The sequence below is a fragment of the Psychrosphaera aestuarii genome (assembly GCF_017948405.1).
GTDB lineage: Bacteria > Pseudomonadota > Gammaproteobacteria > Enterobacterales > Alteromonadaceae > Psychrosphaera > Psychrosphaera aestuarii.
Window position 1 is genome coordinate 299177 of record NZ_CP072844.1, and the last position, 21526, is coordinate 320702.

The window sequence follows — 21526 nt, forward strand, 5'->3', positions numbered from 1 at the left end:
GATCATAAACGATTACGGCTCTTTTTTTATTTAATTTTAAACTTGATCGCATTTATTTGCCTGGATCTAAAAAATATAACGATCTTTTTTAACATAGGTAATTAGATCTACTTATACACATCAACATAGCCAAATTAGCCGATCATTAACCTGATCACAGGATTAATCCTAGTTACTAACAATATGCACACAGAGATGTTATTTAGTTATATCTCCTGTGCATAAGATCGTTAAGATCGTTTGATCTAACTGGAGATATCCAGATGGTAACTTTTACATCGTATTTGGCTGTGGATAAAAGAGCTACTTATCCAAGGGTTTAAACACACTTGATCCAAGTTAGATCACAGTTATTGATCGCTATAAGATCCTATTTTAATTAAAGAAAAATAGCTTACACACAGAAAACTAGATACTTAATAGTAATAAAAATAAAAGATCTTTAAATAGATCTTATATTAATAGAGTGATCAGAAACTTATAATTTAGACCATTCCCTGAGTAAAAAATAACCTTTTCAATCCTTATCAAACCAAGATAGAATACGCGCCCTTTTTTAAGGATCCGTTTTTTAGTTGTATTGAGGTAATCATGATCTTTTCTGAACATTTTGATGTCATCGTTGTTGGTGGTGGACATGCAGGTACTGAAGCTGCTTTAGCGGCAGCGCGCATGGGACAAAATACGCTTTTGCTAACGCACAACGTAGATACGTTAGGCCAAATGTCATGTAATCCAGCAATTGGCGGTATTGGAAAAGGTCATTTAGTAAAAGAAATAGATGCTCTTGGCGGAGCAATGGCGCTTGCTGCTGACGCTGGTGGTATTCAGTTTAGAACCTTAAATTCTTCAAAAGGCCCAGCCGTTAGAGCAACAAGAGCTCAAGCAGATCGTCAACTTTACAAAGCAGCAATCCGTACAACTTTAGAAAACCAAGAGAACTTAAAGATATTTCAACAATCTTGTGACGATCTTATCGTAGAGAACGATCGTGTGGTTGGTGTTGTGACTCAAATGGGCCTCAAATTCAAAGCCAAAAGCGTTGTGTTGACTGTTGGAACCTTTTTAGGTGGAAAGATACACATTGGTTTAGAAAATCATTCAGGGGGGCGCGCAGGCGATCCTCCTTCAATCGCTTTAGCGGATCGTTTAAGAGAATTACCATTCAGAGTTGATCGCCTAAAAACAGGTACTCCTCCGCGCATAGACGCTCGAACAGTAGACTTCTCTGTCATGCAAGCGCAACCAGGTGACACACCAACACCAAATTTTTCTTATATCAGTAAAAACGGGTGTCATCCGGAACAGATCCCTTGTTTTATAACTTACACGAACGAGAAAACACACGATGTTATTCGTGGTGGTTTAGATAGATCTCCGATGTACTCAGGCGTTATTGAAGGTATAGGTCCTCGATACTGCCCTTCAATTGAAGACAAAATTGTTCGATTTGCAGATAAAGATAAGCACCAAATATTTGTAGAGCCAGAAGGCTTAACTACTCATGAGCTATATCCAAATGGTATTTCTACAAGCTTGCCTTTTGATGTACAAATAGAGTTAGTTCACTCAATTGCAGGTTTTGAAAACGCACATATCACTCGTCCTGGTTACGCAATTGAGTATGATTATTTTGATCCACGTGATTTAAAACAGTCATTAGAAACCAAATTTATTGATGGGCTCTTTTTTGCTGGCCAAATCAACGGCACAACTGGTTATGAAGAAGCTGGTGCACAAGGTTTAATAGCAGGGTTAAACGCTGCATTGCATGCACAAGAAAAAGAAGCATGGTCACCAGGTCGAGATCAAGCTTACATAGGCGTTTTAATTGATGATTTAGCAACGCTTGGTACTAAAGAACCATATCGTATGTTCACTAGCCGTGCTGAATACAGACTCTTGTTAAGAGAAGATAATGCGGATCTTCGTTTAACAGAAAAAGGTCGAGAGTTAGGTCTTGTATGTGACGAGCGTTGGAAAACATTTAATGAAAAAATTGAACAAATAGCGGTTGAGCAAGAAAGATTAAAATCAAACTGGATCCATAAAGATCATGCTGCTTTAGATCAAGTAAACGAGTTATTGAAAACCCCAATATCGCGTGAGGCAAGTTTAGAAGACTTAATTCGCCGTCCAGAAGTTCGTTATGAAGATCTAATGAACATTGAAGGTGTGGGTCCTGCAAATGAAAATAAACAAGCCGCTGAACAAGTTGAAATACAGATCAAATATCAGGGTTATATTGATCGTCAATTATTAGAGATCGCAAAACAACAAAAAAATGAAGATACCGTAATCCCGAGTGATTTTGATTACGCTTCTATTAGCGGTTTATCAAATGAAGTGATTGCCAAGCTTGAAGATGCTAGACCCGATACCGTTGGTCAGGCTGCTCGTATTTCTGGTATTACACCAGCGGCAATATCAATGATTTTAGTGTATTTGAAAAAACACAACGCTTTAAAAAAATCAGCGTAAACTTCTTCCATAACATAATAAAAATATTCTCTAGGTATGGCGAGCATTGCTCGCTATACTTTCTTATCTCATTTTAAAAATCGCCAAATTTAAGCCATGTTAAAAAATAAACTTATTCAATTGTTAGAAAAAACAGACTTACATTATTCTGATTTACAAATAAACCAATTAGTTGGTTATGTTGAAATGCTTAATAAATGGAATAAGGCTTATAATTTAACCTCGGTACGTGATCCTCAACAAATGCTAATAAAACATATTGTTGACAGTTTGGTGGTAAGTCCTTACTTACAGAAAACACCAAATAAAAATAATAAATTTATTGATGTAGGTACAGGTCCTGGTTTACCAGGAATGCCGTTAGCGATTGCCAACCCAGATAGTGAGTTTACTTTGTTAGATTCGCTTGGGAAAAGAATAAGATTTATTACACAAGTTAACCACGAACAGGGTATAAAAAACGTTACACCAATGTTAAGCCGCGTTGAAGATCACCATGGCGAATATTCAGGTGTTTTAAGTCGAGCATTTGCTTCAATCTCTGACATGGTTCACTGGAGTCATCACCTTGTTGCAAAAGATGGCCGTTTTTTCGCCTTAAAAGGTCAACTTGATCAAGAAGAAATTGAAGCTTTACCTGAATTTGTTAAAGTTGAAGAAATTATTCAATTAACCGTGCCTGAATTAGAAGGTGAGCGTCATTTAGTTGTGTTGAGTAAACGTAACGATTGATTAAAGGGATTGAGACTAACGTGGCAAAAATAATAGCAATAGCCAATCAAAAAGGTGGAGTTGGTAAAACAACTTCAGCCGTTAACTTAGCGGCTTCTATGGCAGCAACAAAACGTAAAGTATTGTTGATTGATTTAGATCCTCAGGGCAATGCAACCATGGGATCGGGTATCGATAAGTACGAAGTCGAATATAGCGCCTACGATTTATTGGTTGAAGACGTACCTTTTGAGCAAGTTGTCGAAACTGAAACATCTGGTGGGTATCATGTTGTGGCCGCTAACGGCGACGTTACTGCTGCTGAAGTTAAAATGATGGAAATGTATGGTCGTGAATTACGATTAAAAAATGCATTGGATAAAATCAAAGATCAGTATGATTTTATTTTTATTGACTGTCCGCCATCATTAAACATGTTGACTGTAAATGCGATGGCCGCAGCGGATTCTGTAATTGTACCTATGCAATGTGAATATTATGCACTTGAAGGGCTTACCGCTCTGATGGATACTATTAGTCAGCTTGCTAGTATCGTAAACCCTAAATTAAAAATAGAAGGCATTTTACGGACGATGTACGATCCAAGAAACAGGCTAGCAAATGATGTTTCAGAACAGTTAAAACATCACTTTGGTGATAAAGTTTATCGTACAGTTATCCCAAGAAATGTCAGATTAGCCGAAGCGCCTAGCTTTGGTTCACCTGTTATGTATTATGACAAATCGTCATCAGGTGCAAAAGCTTACCTTGCATTAGCTGGTGAGATGTTACGTCGATCAAATAAAAACGCTACGGCGTAAATAAATAATTAAATTGTAGTGTAAAGGATATATATGTCTCCCCGTAAACGTGGATTAGGTCGAGGTCTTGATGCTCTTTTAGCAACTCAAGCGCACAATCAACCTCAAGTTGCTGATCAAGAAGTGACTGACGAAAATACAGAACGTAAAAATTTAATCAATTTAGCTATAGAGTTGCTTGTTCCTGGTAAATACCAACCACGTAAAGACATGTCTCCAGAAGCGCTGGAAGAATTGGCCGCTTCAATTCGTAATCAAGGCATCATTCAACCAATCGTTGTTAGGCCAATAAATGAAGAGCAATATGAAATTATAGCTGGTGAACGTCGCTGGCGTGCTTCACAAATTGCCGGGTTGGATACGGTGCCGTGTTTGATTAAAGACGTGCCAGATGAAGCTGCGGTTGCGATAGCATTAATTGAAAATATTCAAAGAGAAGACCTAAATGCAATGGAAGAAGCTATTGCATTACAACGATTACAAGATGAGTTTGAGTTAACCCATCAAGAAGTAGCTGATGCTGTTGGTAAATCACGTACATCGGTTTCAAATTATTTACGCTTAAATAAATTGGAAGATGATGTAAAAACTCTAATGGAGCATGGAGATTTAGAGTTTGGCCATGCAAAAGTACTACTTGCTTTATCTGGTGATGAACAGATTCTAGCAGCACGAAAAGTAGTAGCAAAAGATCTTACAGTTCGAGATACTGAAAAATTGGTGAATAGCTTAACGCAAGAACAAGCCGAAAAAACCATCGTTGAAAAAGACCCAGACGTTAAGTTACTAGAGCAACAGCTGATAGAACGGTTAGGTGCTAAAGTTGATATAAGCTATAACCGCAAAGGTAAAGGTAAAATGGTTATATCTTACACATCGCTTGATGAGTTAGATGGCATAATTGCCCACTTAACTAACGAAAAATAATTATATTTTGTAAAAGTGGTAGTGACAAAAAGTAAATTATTAAAAAACAACACTTTATTGTCACTGCTCAATTATGAAAAGTAGCTTTATTACACATTGATAATATAAATTAAGCTTTTTGTTTCAAAGAACTATCCATCAATAACTCTACATGTAAATTTATTACCAAATAGTATTGTTCAACCACATTTATTATTCCCTTCGTAAAAAGCCACTCATACTTGCAAAACCTCTATTTAAACGTATAATTTCGCCTGATTTTATCCTAGTTAACGGTGAAATTATCACTATGATTGATTTGTCGTCGATTAGCAGGATTATAAATAGACAACACTTGTAGGAAAATGGCTTTGGTACAACACGTTTCAACCAAGCATCGTAATAACGCCTTTAAGTTTTTAGCGTTTCAAACATGCTTTGCTGTTGTTATTGCCTTTTGTATTGGAATTATTTGGGAAGTGCGAACAGGACAGTCCTTTTTTATAGGCGCCATGTTAGATGTACTTCCCTCTTTTGTCTTTACTGTATATGCATTTAGATTTACAGGCGCACAACGAATTCAACAAGTTGCTGCGTCGATGTATCGCGGAGAGACAGTAAAGATAATGATCACTGGCGCACTATTTGTTTTTGCCATTAAGTTGCTACCGGTTGTATTTCCGGCATTATTTGCAGGCTTTTTGATAATGAAAATAAGTCAGTTTTCACAATCAGTTTTATTAAAACTTTAAACTTTAAACATTTGGGAAATAAACAATGTCTGGTGAACTCACTACTCAGGGTTACATCAAGCACCATTTGACGAATGCGTCAGTGGGTGAAGGTTTTTGGACATGGCACGTTGATACGTTGGCATGGTCAATCATCTTAGGCTTGGTGTTTATTCTTTCGTTTCGTAGCGTAGCAAAAAAGGCAACCGTCGGTGTGCCTGGTAAGTTTCAATGTTTTGTTGAAATGATTGTGGAATTTGTTGGTCAAAGTGTTAAAGACACTTTCCACGGCAAAAACCCTCTAATTGCACCGCTAGCATTAACTATATTCGTATGGGTTCTACTAATGAACTTTATGGATATTATTCCAGTTGATTGGTTACCAACGCTAGCTGCTTTAATTGGTGGTGAGTCATGGGAAACAATTGCTTCTGGTAACTCTCACATCTACATGAAGGTTGTTCCTACAACAGACTTAAACATGACAGCAGCTTTAGCGCTTGGTGTTTTTGTTTTAATGATTTATTACTCAGTTAAGATCAAAGGTTTTGGCGGTTTCATGAAAGAGCTATACGCTCACCCGTTTAATACACCTTGGTTGTACTGGTTCAACTTTATATTAGAAGTTATTTCACTACTTGCGAAACCTATGTCTTTAGCGCTTCGTTTGTTTGGTAACTTATATGCAGGTGAATTAATCTTTATATTGATAGCCGGTTTAATGGGCCTTTGGCAATTACCAGCTCACTTTATATGGGCAGCGTTCCACTTGCTAGTAATCCCGCTTCAAGCATTTATTTTCATGATGTTAACCATCGTGTACTTGAGCTTGGCGCACGAAGAACACTAATTTTTCGGGATAAAATTAGAACAGCTTAGCTGGACCCGAAGGGTTAAGGGCAGGAAGCCCGCAAAGAATTACTTTTTACATTTAACTTTAAACTTTAAACATTAAAAACTGGAGATACATATGTTATTTATCGCTGTTGCTCTACTAATCGGCTTAGGTGCTCTTGGTACTGCTATTGGTTTCGGTCTATTAGGTGGCAAATTCTTAGAATCAGCTGCTCGTCAACCTGAACTAGCACCTCAGCTACAAGTAAAAATGTTCATCGTAGCGGGTCTTATTGACGCTATCGCGATGATCGGTGTAGCTATCGCGTTATACATGTTGTTCGTACTTGCTTAATCAAACATTTTCATTCGAACAATATTATTAAGTAAGGAGAGCGTTAATGAATCTTAATGCAACTCTATTAGGCGAATCTATCGCATTTATCGTTTTTGTTTGGTTCACAATGAAATATGTGTGGCCACCACTAAACGGTGCAATCGAAGAACGCCAAAATAAAATAGCGGATGGTCTTGCTGCCGGTGAACGTGCAGAAAAAGACTTAGAACTTGCTCAAGAAAAAGCAAAAGAACAGTTGAAAGACGCTAAAGTTCAAGCTGCTGAAATCATTGAGCAAGCGAAAAAGCGTGCAACGCAGATCGTTGATGAAGAAACAACTCGTGGACACGAAGAGCGTGAGAAAATCATTGCTCAAGGTCAAGCTGAGGTTATCGCTGAGCGTAACCGAGCTAAAGAAGAGCTTCGTCAACAAGTTTCTGTTTTAGCCATTGCTGGTGCAGAGAAGATTTTAGAGCGTCAAATAGATGCTGCTGCCCACAGTGATATCCTAGATAAACTAGTTGCAGAACTATAAGCAGAGGAATAGAGCAAATGTCTGAATTGACTACAGTAGCTCGTCCCTACGCCAAAGCTGCGTTTGATTTCGCTGTTGAAAGCGGAGCAGTAGCTGAATGGCTTGATATGTTAACGTTTACCGCAGAAGTGGTTAAAAACGAAAACATCGAAGCTTTTTTAGCAGGCTCTCACTCACCAGAGACTACTTCTGATTTATTTATCAAAGTATGTGGTGAACAACTGAATGAACGAGGCCAAAATCTTGTAAAGATTATGGCTGAAAATGGACGTTTAGTTGCCCTTCCTGCAGTTGTTGAATTGTTCGCTGAACAAAAAGCACTGTACGAGAATGAAATTGAAGTTGAAGTAACTTCTGCAACTGAATTAAGCGAAGCGTATCAAGTTACATTGGCCGCTTCTTTAGAAAAACGTCTAGCACGCAAAATTAAGCTGAATTGCAACATTGATAGCGCGGTTGTCAGCGGTCTGTTAATCAAGGCGGGTGATACCGTTATTGATGCGACAGTTCGTGGCAAATTAGACCGTTTATCAAATGTATTGCAATCGTAATTGGGGATTTGAGCATGCAACTTAACTCAACTGAAATCGCCGAACTGATCAAAAAACGTATTGAACAGTTCGACGTTGTCAGCGAAGCTCGTAACGAAGGTACAATCGTATCTGTTACAGATGGTATCATTCGCATTCACGGTCTTGCTGACTGTATGCAAGGCGAAATGATTGAGCTTCCTGGTAATCGTTACGCTATCGCACTTAACCTAGAGCGTGACTCTGTAGGTGCAGTAGTTATGGGTCCTTATGCGGACCTACAAGAAGGTACAAAAGTAAAATCAACTGGTCGTATTTTAGAAGTTCCAGTTGGTGACGCACTACTTGGTCGTGTTGTTAACACACTAGGTGAGCCAATTGATGGTAAAGGTCCAATTGATGCAGCTGGTTTTGAAGCTGTTGAAAAAATTGCACCAGGTGTAATCGAACGTCAATCAGTAGATGAGCCAGTTCAAACTGGTTATAAGTCTGTTGATGCAATGATTCCAGTTGGTCGTGGCCAGCGTGAATTAGTTATCGGTGACCGTCAAACAGGTAAAACTGCGTTAGCAATCGATGCAATCATCAACCAGAAAAACTCTGGTATTAAATGTGTATACGTAGCAATCGGCCAAAAGGCTTCTACAATTGCAAACGTGGTACGTAAGTTGGAAGAGCACGGTGCATTAGAAAACACCATCGTTGTTGCTGCTACGGCTTCTGAGTCTGCAGCGTTACAATTCTTAGCTCCTTTCTCTGGTTGTACTATGGGTGAATACTTCCGTGATAACGGTCAAGATGCACTTATCGTATATGATGATTTGTCTAAGCAAGCTGTTGCTTACCGTCAAATTTCATTGCTTCTTAAACGTCCTCCTGGTCGTGAAGCATACCCAGGTGACGTTTTCTACCTACATTCACGTCTACTAGAGCGTGCTGCTCGTGTAAATGAGACATATGTAGAGCGTTATACTGAAGGTAAAGTGACTGGTAAAACTGGTTCACTTACAGCACTTCCAATCATTGAAACTCAAGCGGGTGACGTATCAGCATTCGTTCCGACTAACGTAATTTCAATTACTGACGGTCAGATCTTCCTTGAGTCAGATATGTTTAACGCAGGTATTCGTCCAGCAGTTAACGCTGGTATCTCGGTATCTCGTGTTGGTGGTGCAGCTCAAACTAAGATCATCAAGAAGCTAGGTGGCGGTATTCGTCTAGCACTTGCGCAGTACCGTGAATTAGCGGCCTTCTCTCAGTTTGCATCTGACCTAGATGAAGCGACTCGTGCTCAGTTAGAGCATGGTCAGCGCGTAACTGAGCTTATGAAACAGAAGCAATATGCTCCAATGTCAATTGCTGACATGGGTGTTTCATTATTTGCTGCTGAAAAAGGTTACCTGAAGGACATCGAAGTTTCTAAAGTATTAGACTTCGAAGCAGCTTTAATCTCATTCATGAACAGTGAGCACACTGAACTAATGAATGACATTAATGCGACCGGTAACTTCAACGGCGATATCGAAGCAAGCTTGAAATCTGGCATTGAAAAATTCAAAGCCACTCAAACTTGGTAAATAAGTTGAGAGAAAGTTTCGGCTTTCTCTTTCGTTGAAAGTTAATCGGAGAATCACATGTCCGGCGCAAAAGAGATTAAAGGTAAGATCGGGAGTATTAAAAACACTCAAAAGATCACCAGTGCTATGGAAATGGTTGCGGCTTCTAAAATGAAGAAAGCTCAAGACCGTATGGCGTCAAGCCGTCCATATGCGCAAACAATGCGTAAAGTGATTGGTCACATTGCAAACGGTAGCCTTGAGTATCGCCATCCATATTTGGAAGAGCGTGAGGTTAAACGTGTAGGTTATGTGGTAATTTCGTCTGACCGAGGCCTTTGTGGCGGTTTGAACTCGAACGAGTTTAAAGCTGTTGCAAACGACGTGAAAAAATACGTTGAAGACGGTGTTGAAGTAGACTTTGCAGCTATAGGTACTAAAGCTGTAGGTTTCTTTAACCGATTTGGTGGCAAAGTAGTAGCCGCTAAAACAGGCTTAGGTGATGCACCATCTGTTTCAGATGTAGTAGGTGCAGTACGCGTTATGTTAGAAGCGTATAATGAAGGCAAAATCGACCGCTTGTTCGTGGTTTACAATAAGTTTGTAAATACCATGACTCAACAACCAACGATCGATCAGTTACTACCTTTACCAAAAGCAGAAAACGAAGACATGTCTCATAAATGGGATTACATCTACGAACCAGATCCAAAAGTATTATTGGAAAAGTTATTGGTTCGCTATGTTGAATCTCAGGTATATCAAGGCGTTGTAGAAAACGCTGCGTCAGAACAAGCTGCGCGTATGGTTGCGATGAAAGCCGCTACCGATAACGCAGGCGAGTTAATTGACGGTTTACAATTGGTATACAACAAGGCACGTCAGGCCGCCATTACTCAGGAAATTTCTGAGATATGTGCTGGTTCTGCAGCGGTTTAGGTTTAAAAACAATTTTAGAGGAAATGTCATGAGTCAAGGTAAGGTCGTACAGATCATTGGCGCGGTTGTGGACGTAGAGTTCCCACAAGATGCAGTACCTGCGGTATATGACGCGATTAAAGTAACTAGCGGTGGCCTAGAGGGTCTTACGCTAGAAGTTCAGCAGCAGCTAGGTGGCGGTGTTGTTCGTGCAATCGCTCTAGGTACTACTGACGGTTTAGCACGTGGTGCGCAAGTAGTTAGTACTGGTAAAGGTATCGAAGTTCCAGTTGGTACAGCTACATTAGGTCGTATCATGGACGTATTAGGTAACCCAATTGATGAAGCGGGTCCTATTGGTGAAGAAGAACGTTACACGATTCACCGTGCAGCGCCTTCTTATGAAGAACAATCTAGCTCAACTGAGCTTTTAGAAACTGGTATCAAGGTTATCGACCTTGTATGTCCATTTGCTAAAGGTGGTAAAGTTGGTCTATTCGGTGGTGCCGGTGTTGGTAAAACCGTAAACATGATGGAACTTATCCGTAACATCGCAATCGAGCACAGCGGCTACTCAGTATTCGCCGGTGTTGGTGAGCGTACACGTGAAGGTAACGATTTCTATCATGAGATGAATGAATCAAACGTACTAGATAAAGTATCTCTAGTTTACGGTCAGATGAACGAGCCTCCTGGAAACCGTTTACGCGTAGCGTTAACTGGTTTGACAATGGCTGAGAAGTTCCGTGACGAAGGTCGTGACGTTCTTTTCTTCGTTGATAACATCTACCGTTACACACTAGCAGGTACAGAAGTATCAGCACTTCTTGGTCGTATGCCATCAGCGGTAGGTTACCAGCCTACTCTTGCTGAAGAAATGGGTGTACTTCAGGAGCGTATCGCTTCTACTAAGACTGGTTCAATCACTTCAATCCAAGCGGTTTATGTACCTGCGGATGACTTGACTGACCCATCACCAGCAACAACGTTTGCTCACTTAGACGCGACAGTTGTACTATCTCGTGATATCGCATCAAAAGGTATTTACCCGGCGATCGATCCACTTGATTCAACATCTCGTCAGCTTGATCCATTAGTTATTGGTCAAGAGCATTACGATACTGCACGTGGTGTACAAACAGTACTTCAACGTTATAAAGAACTAAAAGACATCATTGCGATTCTTGGTATGGACGAATTATCTGAAGAAGATAAGCAGACTGTATCTCGTGCTCGTAAGATTGAACGTTTCTTATCTCAACCTTTCTTCGTTGCAGAAGTATTCACCGGTGCATCTGGTAAATACGTTTCTCTTAAAGACACAATTGCTGGCTTTAAAGGAATCTTAAACGGCGAATACGACAGCCTACCAGAACAAGCGTTCTACATGGTTGGTTCGGTTGAAGAAGCTTTAGAAAAAGCTAAATAAGAATACGTAAATAGGAGCGTAAAATGGCTGCAATGACTGTCCACCTAGACGTAGTAAGCGCGGAACAGAAATTATTTTCTGGTCTTGTTGAAACGTTGCAGGTAACAGGTAGTGAAGGTGATTTGGGTATCTACCCAGGTCACGCGCCTTTACTTACTGCCATTAAACCTGGCATGGTACGCGTAGTTAAACAGCACGGCGAAGAACAATTCTTCTACGTTGCCGGTGGTATTTTAGAAGTGCAACCTGGTAGTGTATCTGTGTTAACGGATATCGCAATTCGAGCGGAAGATCTAGATGAATCTGCGGCATTAGAAGCTAAGAAAACGGCTGAAATGCATATAGAGGACTCTGGGAACGACTTTGAATACGCAGAAGCTGCAGCGCAGCTTGCACGCGCTATCGCACAATTACGTGTTATCAAACAAATTCGTAAAGGCTAATTCAGCTTCCTTACAGATGTTTTTGAAAACCCAGCTTATGCTGGGTTTTTTTATGCCCAATTTTTGTGCAAATAAAACTTCCCTTTTTATAAAATATGTAATAAAAACGCCACAGATTTGTCGCAAACAATCTATATAACTAGCCAATAGTATTTGGCGATTCGTTTATTTTAATTTGATAGGTGGATTTAATATGGAAAACATTAGTGCAGGCAAATACAATTATTACGACGATCATAACTTCCCGCATGGGTTTCGTCGTAGTGGCGTATTTACAATTAGAGAGGCTGAGTATTTAGAGTCTCATGGACATACATTGCGAGAGTTGGAAGCAAAGGTTAGAGCGCCAGAAAATGATGATGAGCTACACTTTCAACAGGCTATATGTGAGGGAATTGAGAGTGAAAGTTTTGCGGTAAAAGCCTGGCGTAAATACAAGCAAGCAATTCAAGCGCGTTCAGAGCGAATATTCCTTTCACGCCACGATGGAGCTAGTAACTTTTTACCAATGGATTAATTAAATTATCGCTGTATATTGATAAAGTTTTACGTAAACTAACGCTATCAATTTAAATGCTAGGGTTAATATGAGTCACAATATAGCGATAAAACCTCAGGCCGAACAAGACGCTATTCAACACGATTTGATGGCGTCTTTCTGGGCTTATAAAGAAAAAAGAGGCTTAATGAGCCGCCCAGAAATCATAAAGTATATCCACCAGCACTTTGCTGAGCCAAGCTTGCAAGAGCACTTAATGCAACGATATGAATTTTTTAAGTCTATGTAAAACTGATAGTTTAGTTCCACATGGAACTTAATTAATTTTCAAGCAAACCTCTACGCGCGTATGAATACTGCCTATTACAAAATTTGGACGACAGTACAGCTAATTCCAGAAGGCAAGGTTTGCAGCTATGGGCAAGTTGCAGATTTAGCGGGACTTCCAGGTAGAGCCAGGTTGGTTGGGAAAAGCTTACAATTTATTCCAAAAGATGGTGTTAATGACCAGCCGGTTCCTTGGTTTCGAGTTGTTAGATCATCAGGTGAAATAGCGTTTAAGCCAGGAACACCAGAGTTCATAAATCAACGCAGTTTATTAATGGGTGATGGTATAACTGTAAAAGGTCGCAGAGTAAATCTAAAAGATCATCAATGGGTTGTTAACCTGACCGACATACTATTTACCATTTCAGGGTAGCAACTTAGAAAACTTAAAACATTGATTTCCGTTTTCATCTAGTTTTATAAAGAATATACGTTAGACTCAAATAACTAGTCGGTTTGTATTTGGGTATCAGAATGGAATTGCAATCATATCAACAAGCTCGTTTATCAAGAGATCCTCGCTTTGATGGCGTATTTTATGTTGCTGTAAAAACGACGGGGATATTTTGTCGCCCTATCTGTCCGGCTACTCCCCCTAAAGAACAAAATGTAGAATACTTTCAAACTGCTAACGAAGCATTGGTTTCTGGATATCGTCCATGTCTTCGATGTAGGCCAGAATCAGCGCCATTCTCACCGGCATGGAACGGCACACAAACCACTGTACAAAGGGCACTTAATATTATTCATGAAGAAGGCTTTCATGCCTTAAAACTTGGTGATTTGGCTACTAGATTAGGTATAACAGATCGGTATTTAAGAAAGTTATTTGTAGAGAAGTTAGGAGTGTCGCCAAAACATTATGTTCAACACCAACAAATATTATTTGCAAAGTCCCTACTACACCAGACACATATGCCGATTCAAGATGTAGCGTTTGCGAGTGGATTTAATAATGTTCGTCGTTTTAACGATAGTTTTAAAAAAATAACAACAAAAACGCCTTCAGAAATCCGCAAACACCCTGCTACCGATGATCCAATTCGTTTACAACTTAACTATCAACCTCCTTTTGATTGGGAGCACTGGCATAATTTTGTAGAGTTCAGAAAGATATCCTCAATGGAGCACGTGGGAACGAGTTCATACGGGCGTACATTCTTATGGCCTGATGGGGATAACTTCGTCAAGGGACGCTTTAACGCTGTTCACCGGCCAGATAAGCAAGGATTTAACGTTAGTATTGTTATCGACGATCCAAAATACCTTTATTCGGTTGTTCAAAAAATAAGGCAAGTATTTGATCTTAATGCCAATGTAGGTGTGATTACAAAAGCGTTAATGACCGCAGGCTTGCCAGAACACAACGTAACGCCGGGTATCCGAATACCGAGTTGTTGGACCGTTTTTGAGGCAGGCGTCCGAGCTATTTTAGGCCAGCAAGTTTCTGTTAAAGCAGCGACAAACTTACTAAATCAACTTGTCGAAGAACTAGGTGATAAAGATACTATCGACGGTACTGAATATAGATGGTTTCCTACACCACAAAAAATAGCAAAATCTCGATTATTGTTCTTAAAAATACCGGATGCCAGAAAACAAACACTTATCCGTTTAGCAAAGTATTGTTTAGACAATCCAACGGCAGATCCACAGATGTGGTTAACATTAAAAGGCATTGGTCCTTGGACCGTCGAATACGCGCAAATGCGTGGATTATCTAATACTGATATTTGGTTAGAGAGCGATTTGGGGATCAAGAAAGCATTAGATATATTTCCATTAATTGAACCTGATAACGCCTCCCCATGGCGGACTTATCTAACCTTTAATATGTGGAATATGTTATGAGTGCCGTTAAACAAGCTATGCCTATAAGCTTATTAACCAGGTGGATAAAGTCTCCAATCGGACTTATTGAAATAGGTATAAATACCAAAGACGAAAAGGGTGATGCTAGCTTATGGTATGTAGAGCTTATAGCTAAAGAACAAATAAAAAATCTGCATAATGATGATAAGCACCCTTTGCTGGATTTAGCGCAAACTCAGCTAGATTGTTACTTTAAAGGCCAGTCATACAACTTTGATTTGCTATTAGAATTCCAAAGTAGCTATGGGACAAAATTTCAGAAACAAGTTTGGCATGCCCTGACAAAAATACCGTTGGGAGAAACCTGGTCTTACGGTCAATTGGCCGCTTTTATCAATAACCCTAAAGCTGTAAGGGCCGTGGGTGCTGCAAATGGTAAAAATCCGTTAGCGATAGTTGTCCCATGTCACAGGGTTATAGGAGCAAATGGCACACTGACAGGATACGCTGGTGGTTTGGATAACAAACAAAAATTACTCGATTTTGAAAAATCACTAGTAAGATAACCTAGTGAGTTAAAAAATAACTCCATGCTGTCACAGTAATGACACTTAATGATGTAGAAAAAACAACTGTCGTAGCGCTTATGCCTTCTTGCACCTTATGTTTAGCAGAGAGAATAAAGGCATTAACACCTGTAGGACTGGCGGTTAGCAAAACAACAATTAACGTCGCTTGTGATGGTAGCTTAAACAGATAGGTCGCTAAAAGATAAACAACACCGGGTAACATAATTAGCTTGATAACACTCAATACAAACGCCTCAGACCGATTACCTTTGATCGGCAAGTAATTCATCGCTGCACCTAACCCAAACAATGCTAATGGAATTGCAGAGGTCGATATCATATCTAATGGCTGTAACAGTAGATTGGGAAGCTTCACACCAGATAGGTTAAATAACAGACCCGCAGAAATACTTACTACAATTGGATTTTTAAGGCTCTTTATGATGTTTTTAAGCGTAAGGGAGTTGATATAAAGTTCGGTAATAATAAATAACATCGCACTATGAAAAGCTATTAACACAAAAGCCTGTCCCGCTATTTTTTCTCCAAGTAAACCTATCAGTACTGGAATTGATATTAATACTGTATTTGAGTAGGTACCAGTGAGAGACGATACCGACGCGTTGGCGTTACTACGCAGACCCACCTTTTTTAAAATAGTAAATAAACCAAAAAAGGTGATCAATATACCTAAATACATAGCCGCAAACCAAGTCCATGACAAGCCAGACGATAAATCGGTTTGAGATGTACTTTTGAATAAAAAGAGTGGTATCAAAAACGTAAAGCATAGTGACGACAATGAATCTATCTGGTGTTTTGAAAGCCATTTAAAGCGAGCCAATAAAAAACCCAAAAAGCAAATGATGGCCAGTGGCAAAATGATTGAAAAAGTTATCACCTAAAAGATCCAATATTCGATAACTAAACCAATAAATACAATTAGACCAACATAATGATTGTCTAAAAACGCTTTAAAACATTTTGACTTATCTCTGTTTCGACAGTCCCATAATTGCATCACAAACATAGTTGCACTTGCTGCAATTGCTATAGTCATTGGCCAATGCCAACTTAGGTAAGCATGCAACTGTACAAATAACCAAAGCGTAGTTAATTGTAATAGACCTATTATAAGTAAATCATTTTTACCAAATGCAATCGCCGTCGACTTTACGCCTATTTTTAAATCATCTTCTTTATCAACCATTGCGTAAAAAGTATCGTAGGCAATTGTCCAAGTTAAATTTGCAAAATAAAGGACCCACATCTCAATAGGAAGATCAGCTTGTACTGCCATAAATGCCATTGGAATCGCCCAACTAAAAGCAGCACCTAAAACAACTTGGGGAAAGTGAGTATATCGTTTCATAAATGGATAAATAGACGCTAAAAGTAAACCTCCGATAGACAAAATAACAACATAAATGTCTAGAGTTAATACTAAGAAAAATGCACTAACGATAAGTACAAAAAATAACTGAAGTGCTTCTGTTGGTGTGACTTTGCCTGATGGAATCGGCCGTTGTGATGTTCTAGACACATGGCCATCAAACTTTCTGTCGGCATAATCATTGATAACACAACCGGCAGAGCGCATTAATACCACTCCTAAGACAAATACTAGAGTGTAGTGCCAGTTTGGAACGCCGAAAGATGCTATCCACAACGCCCACAAAGTCGGCCATAACAATAAATAGATACCAATCGGTTTGTCCATTCTCATTAACTGTAGATAGGAGCTGAAATTGTTGAATGATAATTGCCAGCGCAATGCTTTAGTCCTCTATATTAATGATTAATGCAGGTAAGAAACACTCGTTCACAAGTAATGGTTTATCATTAAGATGAAAGACAGATCTGCGAATAAAACAAGGCTCTACAATTGGTTGATTTAGGTGTTGTTCAATATATGAGCCTAGATGTGAGGCCTTTTCTACTAGAGAGACTTCAATTTTGCCACGTTTAGCATGATGGCTTTGAAACAAAATCTGCCCTAATGACTGATTCCCAAGTTCGGCAAGTCTTGCCTCTGTTCCAATAATGGTTGACTCAGGCATGACGGTTTGTGCATAGATAAGAGGCGTATCACCCTGTTTTAATACAACTTCTCTAATAAGAGCAACATTGTCAGATGTATTTAATATTTTTTTCGTAGTAATACTAAGAGGTTTATAACATTGATTTATGACTTCTACTGAGAAAGACACACCGAGTTCTTTAACTTTTACAGTTAATGAACTTTCAGCACAGACCCAATGCTGTATTCCTTTTTTCAGGGCCAAAAGCTCATTGTCTTCGGCGGTTTGCCAATTTTCCGGTAAATCAATAGGAAACAAAATAATCATCTCATTTAAGTACGAAAACGTATGGTAGCAAAAATTATCTTAACTTCTCAAAATAAAAGCTGGTAGAACCTATATAATTCACTAAAATTAGCGCTAACTGATAAAAACAAAAGGTGAACGTTTTGTTACGTATTTTGATCGCAATAATTATATTAACCAGCTCATTCGGCTCGCAGGCAGCGGATGAAAAACCAAATGTTGGTTACTATGGTTTTGAGCCAGATATCATTACAAACTATGTAAGTAATAAAAGACGAATCGGATTTGTAAGAATTACGGCAGAGTTAATGATTGAAGACGTACAAAATGTACCAGTTGTTGAACATCATGCGCCGTTACTGCGCGACGCCATTATAGATATATTGATTCGTCAGCCAGAACAAAAAGTGAAATCGATGACTGGCCGAGAAGAAATAAGAATGTTGATTTTAGAAAAACTAAAAGAGCTGATGGAAAAGGAAACCGGTCACCCAGTAATTAAAGACTTAATCTTTACTAAGTATTTATATAGCTAAGGTGACGTAGTTAGCTAAGCGAAAGTTTTATAATCAAACAATAAGGGAGCTTGACTCCCTTTTTTTATTTTAACTTTTTAACGAGTAGTAAGCCCAACATTACCCCGGCAAGTAAACCACCTAAATGAGCCCAATTTGCCATTGGGATAGGTAATACGTCAATAAAGCCAACAGCCATCCAGACTAACAAAAAGATAAACAGGTTATTTGGAAGAAATAGCTTTGTTGACTTATGGATAGCACCGCATGTCCAAACAAAACCAGCAAGGGCATAATTGACACCCGACAAGCCTGCAAATTGATCATTGACCAAATAAGCTTGCAAGACATTTGATACTAACGCTGAAATAATAAAAACTTGAAAGAGAGTGATATAACCGAGAGTTTTTTCTACTTTTCCACCTAGATACCACCACCACGCCAGATTAAACAAAAGGTGTACAGCGCTTAAGTGCATAATAGCGGGAGTAATTAATCGATATGGTTCAGACAAGGTCCAGTTAAACTTAAGTGCAAAAAACACTTCTCGATACCAGCCTAAATATGACACGACAAAAATGACAATACATAAAGCCGTGATTGCACGAGTTAACAAACCAACACTTGACCATATAGTAAATAACCCCAAACTTTGGCTAGAGGTTGAGACTACAGGCTCTGCAAGTTGCCAAGATGCGCTTAAAAAATCTTCGTGGTGTGGATCGGCAATAAATCGTTCAAATGCCAACTGAACATTTTTTAAGTCACTATCAGATGTATAAATAGAGTAGCTAATGAGACCACTATCGTGTGCTTCTTCTACACGAAAAGATAAACCATTTACTTTGAGATAATCACAAAAAGCTAAACACGCTCTTTGCGATCCCAATTGCCCAATAAAATTCATCGGCTAATGATCAGAGCTTACAAATGGAAAGTTCTGGCGCCACATTTCAAATCCACCATCTACGCTATACACGTCTTCAAACCCTTGTTCTACTAAATACTGCGCTGCACCTTGTGAGCTATTACCGTGATAACAGAAGACTAAAACCGTTTGTTCGAAGTCGTTATTCTGGGCGAAAGTATTTAACGTGCCATTTGTAAGGTGAAACGCGTTTTCAACATGTGCGGCAGAAAATGACTGCTCATCTCTAATATCAGCTATCACAACTTGGTTATTGCTGATCATTTCATTTGCGTCAGTAATACTAATTCGCTTAAAAGTAGACATAAAAATTCCTGAAAGACCTTAATTTATTTATCATAATACTTACTTTAAGAGCCGATTATAGGTTTGTTATGCTCGCAATAAAAATTAATTCGCTAGAAATACTCGAAAAAGTCTGCCATGACTTCATGTCGCAACAAATTGTTCATGACACTGCGCATGATATTAATCATATAAAGCGAGTTGTAAAAAACGCGACCATTATCGCTGAAGCTGAGAAAGCTGACTTATGGGTTGTTAAAGCTGCAGCTTGGTTACATGATTGTGTCACTTTCGCAAAAAATGATCCTAGAAATAGTACTTCAAGTCATTTGGCAGCTAAAAAGGCCGTTGAGTTCTTATCAATAAACGGCTTTCCTGAGCATAAACTAGAGTCGGTATTTCATGCCGTGGAAGCCCATAGTTATAGTGCAAATATAACGACTAAAACGTTAGAAGCTGAGGTTGTTCAAGATGCTGATCGCCTAGATGGCCTGGGCGCAGTTGGTATTGCCCGTTGTTTTGCAGTTTCGGGCAAACTTGGAAGTAAGATATATCATTGGGATGATCCATTTTGCGAAACAAGAACACCAAATAGTAAAACCTCTGCCATTGATCACTTTTACGAAAAGCTATTTAAAACAGCGGATTCAATGAAAACCAAACATGGAAAGCTATTGGCAAAACATCGAGTTGAGTTCATGGAAGCTTACTTAAACCAACTAGGTTTAGAAATTGATTAAACACGAGCGTTTGGTTAAAAATTAATCTATAGTGCAATTGGTATAATAAAAAAAACATATGGACTATGAACAAGTCATGGCAACAAACGGGTTACCAACTTAAGTGCTGGTGGCCCATATTTGAAAATAAATATCTAGAAAACAAATACAATAGAGAACGTTTTGCTATAAATGCAGTTGCGATTGCTCGTGGTATATTTGTTTTATCGCTGTTTTTTGCCCTTTTTTTAATATCTGATCGATTTGTTGAGTTTTTAGCGCCTGAGGTAATGCTAATAAACATGTTTATTAAACTGTTTGTTGGTATTGCGGGTTTGATTTGTTATATGACAATTACTCGAAATTTAAAACCGAGTGTTGTTCATAAAACTGTAAATGTTTTTTTAGGTTTATTCCTCTCCGCTTTATTTATCACCTTTTATATATACAGCAAATGGATGACTGCTCCCGCAACGCTCTTTGAGTTGGCAATATGTTGTTCCTTTTTAACAATATTAGTTTATATTTTTGTACCATTAAATTTAGTTCAACAATGTGTAACCGCGTTAGCTCTCATTCTACTATATACATTAGCAGCCATATTTTTGTTCTCAGCTGAAGACTCTCGTTTAGGCTTTGCAACAACGTTTATGTTCCTATCAAACACAATCGGTTTATCAATGTCTTACACAATAAACAAAAATTTTAGGATCGCATGGTCTGTAGAGCAGGAAAAAGAACGTGATAATCAATTATTAAAGACAGAAATTCAGCAACGAAAAAAATTAGAAGAGCAATTAAAACGGTTGGCTATGACAGATGCGTTAACGGGTATTGATAACCGTCGTAGCTTCATGGAGCATTTGAGTAGAGAGAAAAAACGTTCAGACCGACAATTCACATCGTTAAGTATAATTACTTTTGATATTGATTTATTTAAACATATTAATGATCAGTTTGGTCATGAGGTTGGCGATAAAGTATTAGTGGATGTGGCTTCTGTAATACAAGATCGACTTCGGGAAACGGATATTTTTGGCCGAATAGGAGGCGAAGAATTTGCAATCCTTATGCCGGACTCAACAAAAAAAGAAGCACTACAATTAGCCAATTCCCTTCGAGTTGCTCTTATGCAACACGCTATTGTCCATGAGAAAAAAGCAATAAAAGTAACAGCCAGCTTTGGAATTGCACAATACCAGACAAATGAACCAGTGGATATTTTACTGCGTAGAGCTGATAAGGCAATGTATGATGCAAAAAGCTCTGGACGAAATTGTGTAAGTGATAAGTCCGATGATTAAACTTTTATA

The 21526-nt window shown here is 38.8% G+C and carries 26 protein-coding genes; 21 read left to right on the forward strand and 5 right to left on the reverse strand.

Going from position 1 to position 21526, the window contains the following annotated elements:
- Nucleotides 1-591: 591 nt before the first annotated feature.
- The 18 genes from mnmG (at nucleotide 592) to J9318_RS01520 (ending at nucleotide 15436) form a co-directional block, all read left to right on the forward strand.
- A complete protein-coding gene (mnmG, locus tag J9318_RS01435; protein WP_210560742.1) occupies nucleotides 592-2481 on the forward strand; it encodes a tRNA uridine-5-carboxymethylaminomethyl(34) synthesis enzyme MnmG in 1890 nt (629 codons plus the stop codon).
- Between the two features lie 96 nt (nucleotides 2482-2577).
- On the forward strand, nucleotides 2578-3213 hold the full coding sequence (gene rsmG, locus J9318_RS01440) for a 16S rRNA (guanine(527)-N(7))-methyltransferase RsmG (RefSeq protein ID WP_210560743.1): 636 nt from the start codon (nucleotides 2578-2580) through the stop codon (nucleotides 3211-3213).
- A 20-nt stretch (nucleotides 3214-3233) separates the two neighbouring features.
- The gene (locus tag J9318_RS01445) at nucleotides 3234-4013 is read left to right on the forward strand and encodes a ParA family protein (RefSeq protein WP_210560744.1); all 780 of its coding nucleotides are present in this window, start codon (nucleotides 3234-3236) and stop codon (nucleotides 4011-4013) included.
- Nucleotides 4014-4046: 33 nt separating this feature from the next.
- Nucleotides 4047-4940, forward strand: coding sequence for a ParB/RepB/Spo0J family partition protein (locus J9318_RS01450; RefSeq protein WP_210560745.1), 894 nt, complete (start codon nucleotides 4047-4049; stop codon nucleotides 4938-4940).
- A 344-nt stretch (nucleotides 4941-5284) separates the two neighbouring features.
- Nucleotides 5285-5671 (forward strand): ATP synthase subunit I, encoded by a 387-nt coding sequence (locus tag J9318_RS01455; RefSeq protein ID WP_210560746.1) that lies wholly within the window; start codon nucleotides 5285-5287, stop codon nucleotides 5669-5671.
- A 25-nt stretch (nucleotides 5672-5696) separates the two neighbouring features.
- Nucleotides 5697-6500 (forward strand): F0F1 ATP synthase subunit A, encoded by an 804-nt coding sequence (atpB, locus tag J9318_RS01460; protein ID WP_210560747.1) that lies wholly within the window; start codon nucleotides 5697-5699, stop codon nucleotides 6498-6500.
- A gap of 120 nt (nucleotides 6501-6620) precedes the next feature.
- Nucleotides 6621-6839, forward strand: coding sequence for a F0F1 ATP synthase subunit C (gene atpE / locus J9318_RS01465; RefSeq protein WP_105051295.1), 219 nt, complete (start codon nucleotides 6621-6623; stop codon nucleotides 6837-6839).
- A 46-nt stretch (nucleotides 6840-6885) separates the two neighbouring features.
- The gene (gene atpF / locus J9318_RS01470) at nucleotides 6886-7356 is read left to right on the forward strand and encodes a F0F1 ATP synthase subunit B (protein WP_210560748.1); all 471 of its coding nucleotides are present in this window, start codon (nucleotides 6886-6888) and stop codon (nucleotides 7354-7356) included.
- 17 nt (nucleotides 7357-7373) lie between these two features.
- On the forward strand, nucleotides 7374-7907 hold the full coding sequence (gene atpH, locus J9318_RS01475; RefSeq protein WP_210560749.1) for a F0F1 ATP synthase subunit delta: 534 nt from the start codon (nucleotides 7374-7376) through the stop codon (nucleotides 7905-7907).
- Between the two features lie 14 nt (nucleotides 7908-7921).
- Complete coding sequence (atpA, locus tag J9318_RS01480) at nucleotides 7922-9463, forward strand: F0F1 ATP synthase subunit alpha (RefSeq protein WP_210560750.1); 1542 nt, start codon at nucleotides 7922-7924, stop codon at nucleotides 9461-9463.
- A 57-nt stretch (nucleotides 9464-9520) separates the two neighbouring features.
- Entirely contained in the window at nucleotides 9521-10381 is an 861-nt protein-coding gene (atpG, locus tag J9318_RS01485; protein WP_210560751.1) for a F0F1 ATP synthase subunit gamma, read from the forward strand.
- Nucleotides 10382-10409: 28 nt separating this feature from the next.
- The gene (atpD, locus tag J9318_RS01490; RefSeq protein ID WP_210560752.1) at nucleotides 10410-11789 is read left to right on the forward strand and encodes a F0F1 ATP synthase subunit beta; all 1380 of its coding nucleotides are present in this window, start codon (nucleotides 10410-10412) and stop codon (nucleotides 11787-11789) included.
- Nucleotides 11790-11812: 23 nt separating this feature from the next.
- Nucleotides 11813-12232 carry a F0F1 ATP synthase subunit epsilon gene (locus J9318_RS01495; protein WP_210560753.1) on the forward strand — a complete coding sequence of 140 codons (420 nt, stop codon included), beginning with the start codon at nucleotides 11813-11815 and terminating at the stop codon, nucleotides 12230-12232.
- 193 nt (nucleotides 12233-12425) lie between these two features.
- Nucleotides 12426-12749 (forward strand): DUF413 domain-containing protein, encoded by a 324-nt coding sequence (gene maoP, locus J9318_RS01500; protein WP_210560754.1) that lies wholly within the window; start codon nucleotides 12426-12428, stop codon nucleotides 12747-12749.
- 70 nt (nucleotides 12750-12819) lie between these two features.
- A complete protein-coding gene (locus J9318_RS01505) occupies nucleotides 12820-13020 on the forward strand; it encodes a DUF3283 domain-containing protein (protein WP_210560755.1) in 201 nt (66 codons plus the stop codon).
- Nucleotides 13021-13080: 60 nt separating this feature from the next.
- A complete protein-coding gene (locus J9318_RS01510; RefSeq protein WP_210560756.1) occupies nucleotides 13081-13431 on the forward strand; it encodes an MGMT family protein in 351 nt (116 codons plus the stop codon).
- 101 nt (nucleotides 13432-13532) lie between these two features.
- Nucleotides 13533-14909, forward strand: coding sequence for a DNA-3-methyladenine glycosylase 2 family protein (locus tag J9318_RS01515; RefSeq protein WP_210560757.1), 1377 nt, complete (start codon nucleotides 13533-13535; stop codon nucleotides 14907-14909).
- Nucleotides 14906-15436: a methylated-DNA--[protein]-cysteine S-methyltransferase gene (locus tag J9318_RS01520; RefSeq protein ID WP_244731767.1), complete on the forward strand. Its 531-nt coding sequence runs from the start codon at nucleotides 14906-14908 to the stop codon at nucleotides 15434-15436. Before J9318_RS01515 ends, J9318_RS01520 begins: the two co-directional genes overlap by 4 nt.
- Nucleotide 15437: 1 nt before the next feature.
- On the opposite strand, the gene J9318_RS01525 is transcribed toward J9318_RS01520, so the two are convergent.
- The 3 genes from J9318_RS01525 to J9318_RS01535 are packed head-to-tail and all read right to left on the reverse strand — an operon-like array spanning nucleotide 15438 to nucleotide 17778.
- Nucleotides 15438-16340: an AEC family transporter gene (locus J9318_RS01525; protein ID WP_210560758.1), complete on the reverse strand. Its 903-nt coding sequence runs from the start codon at nucleotides 16338-16340 to the stop codon at nucleotides 15438-15440.
- Nucleotides 16341-17159: a 4-hydroxybenzoate octaprenyltransferase gene (ubiA, locus tag J9318_RS01530; protein ID WP_244731770.1), complete on the reverse strand. Its 819-nt coding sequence runs from the start codon at nucleotides 17157-17159 to the stop codon at nucleotides 16341-16343.
- 58 nt (nucleotides 17160-17217) lie between these two features.
- Nucleotides 17218-17778 (reverse strand): chorismate--pyruvate lyase family protein, encoded by a 561-nt coding sequence (locus J9318_RS01535; RefSeq protein ID WP_210560760.1) that lies wholly within the window; start codon nucleotides 17776-17778, stop codon nucleotides 17218-17220.
- A 122-nt stretch (nucleotides 17779-17900) separates the two neighbouring features.
- On the opposite strand from J9318_RS01535, the gene J9318_RS01540 reads away from it, so the two are divergent.
- On the forward strand, nucleotides 17901-18302 hold the full coding sequence (locus tag J9318_RS01540) for a flagellar basal body-associated protein FliL (RefSeq protein WP_210560761.1): 402 nt from the start codon (nucleotides 17901-17903) through the stop codon (nucleotides 18300-18302).
- Between the two features lie 64 nt (nucleotides 18303-18366).
- Here the strand turns inward: J9318_RS01540 and glpG are convergent, their stop codons facing one another.
- Together glpG and glpE are read right to left on the reverse strand one after the other, a co-directional pair.
- Entirely contained in the window at nucleotides 18367-19188 is an 822-nt protein-coding gene (glpG, locus tag J9318_RS01545; RefSeq protein WP_210560762.1) for a rhomboid family intramembrane serine protease GlpG, read from the reverse strand.
- Between the two features lie 3 nt (nucleotides 19189-19191).
- Nucleotides 19192-19515 (reverse strand): thiosulfate sulfurtransferase GlpE, encoded by a 324-nt coding sequence (glpE, locus tag J9318_RS01550; RefSeq protein ID WP_210560763.1) that lies wholly within the window; start codon nucleotides 19513-19515, stop codon nucleotides 19192-19194.
- 68 nt (nucleotides 19516-19583) lie between these two features.
- On the opposite strand from glpE, the gene J9318_RS01555 reads away from it, so the two are divergent.
- Nucleotides 19584-20234 carry an HD domain-containing protein gene (locus J9318_RS01555; RefSeq protein WP_244731773.1) on the forward strand — a complete coding sequence of 217 codons (651 nt, stop codon included), beginning with the start codon at nucleotides 19584-19586 and terminating at the stop codon, nucleotides 20232-20234.
- Between the two features lie 65 nt (nucleotides 20235-20299).
- The gene (locus tag J9318_RS01560; protein ID WP_210560764.1) at nucleotides 20300-21517 is read left to right on the forward strand and encodes a GGDEF domain-containing protein; all 1218 of its coding nucleotides are present in this window, start codon (nucleotides 20300-20302) and stop codon (nucleotides 21515-21517) included.
- The last annotated feature ends 9 nt before the right edge of the window (nucleotides 21518-21526 follow it).

Coding starts and splice junctions, on each gene's coding strand:
- mnmG (WP_210560742.1), top strand. CDS start 592: ATGATCTTTTCTGAACATTTTGATGTCATCGTTGTTGGTGGTGGACAT.
- rsmG (WP_210560743.1), top strand. CDS start 2,578: ATGTTAAAAAATAAACTTATTCAATTGTTAGAAAAAACAGACTTACAT.
- J9318_RS01450 (WP_210560745.1), top strand. CDS start 4,047: ATGTCTCCCCGTAAACGTGGATTAGGTCGAGGTCTTGATGCTCTTTTA.
- J9318_RS01455 (WP_210560746.1), top strand. CDS start 5,285: ATGGCTTTGGTACAACACGTTTCAACCAAGCATCGTAATAACGCCTTT.
- atpB (WP_210560747.1), top strand. CDS start 5,697: ATGTCTGGTGAACTCACTACTCAGGGTTACATCAAGCACCATTTGACG.
- atpE (WP_105051295.1), top strand. CDS start 6,621: ATGTTATTTATCGCTGTTGCTCTACTAATCGGCTTAGGTGCTCTTGGT.
- atpF (WP_210560748.1), top strand. CDS start 6,886: ATGAATCTTAATGCAACTCTATTAGGCGAATCTATCGCATTTATCGTT.
- atpH (WP_210560749.1), top strand. CDS start 7,374: ATGTCTGAATTGACTACAGTAGCTCGTCCCTACGCCAAAGCTGCGTTT.
- atpA (WP_210560750.1), top strand. CDS start 7,922: ATGCAACTTAACTCAACTGAAATCGCCGAACTGATCAAAAAACGTATT.
- atpG (WP_210560751.1), top strand. CDS start 9,521: ATGTCCGGCGCAAAAGAGATTAAAGGTAAGATCGGGAGTATTAAAAAC.
- atpD (WP_210560752.1), top strand. CDS start 10,410: ATGAGTCAAGGTAAGGTCGTACAGATCATTGGCGCGGTTGTGGACGTA.
- J9318_RS01495 (WP_210560753.1), top strand. CDS start 11,813: ATGGCTGCAATGACTGTCCACCTAGACGTAGTAAGCGCGGAACAGAAA.
- maoP (WP_210560754.1), top strand. CDS start 12,426: ATGGAAAACATTAGTGCAGGCAAATACAATTATTACGACGATCATAAC.
- J9318_RS01505 (WP_210560755.1), top strand. CDS start 12,820: ATGAGTCACAATATAGCGATAAAACCTCAGGCCGAACAAGACGCTATT.
- J9318_RS01510 (WP_210560756.1), top strand. CDS start 13,081: ATGAATACTGCCTATTACAAAATTTGGACGACAGTACAGCTAATTCCA.
- J9318_RS01515 (WP_210560757.1), top strand. CDS start 13,533: ATGGAATTGCAATCATATCAACAAGCTCGTTTATCAAGAGATCCTCGC.
- J9318_RS01520 (WP_244731767.1), top strand. CDS start 14,906: ATGAGTGCCGTTAAACAAGCTATGCCTATAAGCTTATTAACCAGGTGG.
- ubiA (WP_244731770.1), bottom strand. CDS start 17,159: ATGGACAAACCGATTGGTATCTATTTATTGTTATGGCCGACTTTGTGG.
- glpG (WP_210560762.1), bottom strand. CDS start 19,188: ATGAATTTTATTGGGCAATTGGGATCGCAAAGAGCGTGTTTAGCTTTT.
- glpE (WP_210560763.1), bottom strand. CDS start 19,515: ATGTCTACTTTTAAGCGAATTAGTATTACTGACGCAAATGAAATGATC.
- J9318_RS01555 (WP_244731773.1), top strand. CDS start 19,584: ATGCTCGCAATAAAAATTAATTCGCTAGAAATACTCGAAAAAGTCTGC.
- J9318_RS01560 (WP_210560764.1), top strand. CDS start 20,300: ATGAACAAGTCATGGCAACAAACGGGTTACCAACTTAAGTGCTGGTGG.